Here is a 2,251-nt window from a genome sequence, read left to right as displayed (position 1 = left end):
CAAACATGGCATATTTAATCAGATGGTTCACCTCCTTTTCATCTAAACGAAGGAGATTCTCTTCACTTCCATATCCAGCATCTGCAACAATTGTTTTCAATTCATGCGGATAGGTTTCAAGTAAGGGTAGAAGAGTCTTGGTATCTGTCGCTTTCTTCCACACAAAACTATACTTGTTGGCATTGGCTTCAATCTTAGTACCATCAATAAACAGACAATCTAAGGTCACTAACTCTTCCATTTTTAAACGAAGATTGAGGTCCATGAAAAGATTACGTATGAGTTCTTCCATCCCTTCAGCGACTCGAAAACGATTGATGGTGCGATAGCTGACAACCAACGGTCCTGTTAGGTACTGCATAGCGAGATTTTCAATCATCATTTTTTCAATTTTTCGACCAGAGAAAATCCCTTGTGAATAGGCAAATAGAAGAGTAGCTATAAGCATTTTAGGGTGATAAGACGGACGAGCAAAGGCATGATAGAAAGCATGGAAGTGACAATCCTCCAAGGTATTCACCACTTTTTCAATAGTAAAGACAAGATGGTCCTGTAGCAAGAAAGAACTGATTTCTAGTGGTAAAGTTGTTTGATTTGTGTTATAGTGAATATGCATGGGATAGCCTTTCTAAATGGTTTATTGTGCAATTCTATTTTATCAAGACTATCGCAACCATGCAAAAAAGCAACGGCAAATCCGCTGCTTTTTTGGAGATAAGAGACTATTGTCCCAGACTCTAAACAGAAACACTACATTAAAGACTGCAAATTGCGCTTAAAAATGATATAATGGTAAAGTTATATAGTCCCGATAAGATGGTAGGTATTTATAACTAAGAGTTTTCCTATCAGTACTTTGTAACTCTATAACACTATTTTTAAGGGGGGACATTTTTATGTCAGAACGTAAATTATTCACGTCTGAATCTGTATCTGAGGGGCATCCAGATAAGATTGCAGACCAAATTTCAGATGCGATTTTGGATGCTATTTTAGCTAAGGATCCAGAGGCGCACATTGCTGCTGAGACAGCTGTCTATACTGGTTCAGTCCACGTTTTTGGTGAAATTTCTACAAATGCCTATGTGGATATTAATCGTGTGGTTCGTGACACCATTGCAGAGATTGGTTACACCAATCCAGAGTATGGTTTTTCTGCTGAGACGGTGGGAGTTCATCCGTCACTTGTTGAGCAGTCACCAGATATCGCTCAAGGGGTTAACGAAGCCTTGGAGGTTCGTGGAAATGCTGATCAAGATCCACTGGATTTGATTGGTGCTGGAGACCAAGGTCTCATGTTTGGATTTGCAGTGGATGAAACAGAAGAGCTTATGCCTTTGCCAATTTCACTAAGCCACAAGTTGGTTCGTCGTTTAGCAGAACTTCGTAAGTCTGGGGAAATTAGCTATCTTCGCCCAGACGCAAAATCACAAGTTACAGTTGAGTACGATGAAAATGATCGTCCAGTACGTGTGGACATAGTCGTGATTTCAACTCAGCACGATCCAGAAGTCAGCAATGAACAAATTCACAATGATGTGATTAACAAGGTTATCAAGGAAGTGATTCCAGCTTCTTATTTGGATGAGCAAACAAAATTCTTCATCAATCCGACTGGTCGCTTTGTAATCGGTGGACCTCAAGGGGACTCAGGTTTGACTGGTCGTAAGATTATCGTGGATACCTATGGTGGCTACTCTCGTCATGGGGGCGGTGCCTTCTCTGGTAAGGATGCGACTAAGGTGGACCGTTCTGCGTCATATGCGGCTCGCTATATTGCCAAGAATATCGTTGCAGCGGGTTTGGCTAAGAAGGCAGAAGTACAGTTGGCCTACGCTATCGGTGTTGCGCAGCCTGTTTCTGTTCGTATCGATACTTTCGGTACAGGAACAGTAGCTGAAAGCAAGCTTGAAAAAGCGGCTCGTCAAATCTTTGACCTTCGCCCTGCAGGAATTATCCAAATGTTGGATCTTAAACGTCCAATTTACCGTCAAACAGCGGCTTATGGACATATGGGACGTACAGATATTGACCTTCCCTGGGAGCGTCTCGATAAGGTAGATGCTTTGAAAGAAGCAGTAAAATAGATAAGAAGAGCCTGGGACAATAGTCTCTTGTCTTCAAAAAAAAGCAACGGATTTGCCGTTGCTTTTTTGCATGGTTGCGATAGTCTTGGTAAAATAGAATTGCTTAATAAACCATTTAGAAAGGCTATCCCATGCATATTCACTATAACACAAATCAAACAACT

At 41.2% G+C, this 2,251-nt stretch carries 2 protein-coding genes and 1 pseudogene; 2 read left to right on the top strand and 1 reads right to left on the bottom strand.

All coding sequences use genetic code 11. From position 1 onward, the window contains the following. A partial coding sequence (locus tag QM409_RS10660) for a transposase (protein ID WP_414310509.1) occupies positions 1–616 on the bottom strand: 616 nt, incomplete at its 3' end. Here QM409_RS10660 and QM409_RS10655 point away from each other — a divergent pair. Together QM409_RS10655 and metK are read left to right on the top strand one after the other, a co-directional pair. Then, a pseudogene (locus QM409_RS10655) lies at positions 577–779 on the top strand (hypothetical protein). The gene QM409_RS10660 and the pseudogene QM409_RS10655 overlap by 40 nt on opposite strands. A gap of 117 nt (positions 780–896) precedes the next feature. Beyond that, the gene (metK, locus tag QM409_RS10650) at positions 897–2,087 is read left to right on the top strand and encodes a methionine adenosyltransferase (protein WP_414305724.1); all 1,191 of its coding nucleotides are present in this window, start codon (positions 897–899) and stop codon (positions 2,085–2,087) included. Positions 2,088–2,251: the final 164 nt, after the last annotated feature.

Source organism: Streptococcus mitis (assembly GCF_047465045.1).
Taxonomy (GTDB): domain Bacteria; phylum Bacillota; class Bacilli; order Lactobacillales; family Streptococcaceae; genus Streptococcus; species Streptococcus mitis_DT.
Note: the sequence above shows the minus strand (reverse complement) of the source record. Positions and strands in the feature narration are given on the sequence as shown.

Excerpts from the sequence above, each read along its gene's own strand:
- metK (WP_414305724.1), top strand. The coding sequence starts at position 897 with ATGTCAGAACGTAAATTATTCACGTCTGAATCTGTATCTGAGGGGCAT.